At 42.9% G+C, this 245-nt stretch carries 1 protein-coding gene; it reads left to right on the top strand.

The genetic code is table 11. The annotated features are described in order from the left end of the window. Positions 1-176 (top strand): excisionase family DNA-binding protein (locus LI162_RS15455; RefSeq protein ID WP_173690842.1); only part of this gene is annotated, 176 nt, incomplete at its 5' end. Positions 177-245: the final 69 nt, after the last annotated feature.

The raw sequence follows: 245 nt of genomic DNA, 5'->3' as shown, positions 1-245 counted from the left end.
TTGGCAGAAACACTTTGAGAAAGCTGGTTGAATGGAAGAAGCTTCCGGTATTAAAGGTCGGAAGAAAAGTCCTTATTAAAACTGACATTCTGGAAAAGTTCATGGAAGCCAACGAGGGGCGTGATCTGAGGGATAAAGGAAATGTAAAAGCTGTCACAAGAAATGTGGCAACTTAAAAAGGCGGCTTCCTAAGAAACCGCCAAAGGTTCTATCAGACCGAAGCCATGATATACCTACACGCAAGA

The sequence above is a fragment of the Mediterraneibacter sp. 210702-DFI.3.120 genome (assembly GCF_020561005.1).
GTDB classification, from domain to species: Bacteria; Bacillota; Clostridia; order Lachnospirales; family Lachnospiraceae; genus Mediterraneibacter; species Mediterraneibacter faecis.
The sequence above is the reverse complement of the archived record's forward strand: the minus strand, read 5'-3'. Positions and strand labels throughout refer to the sequence as shown.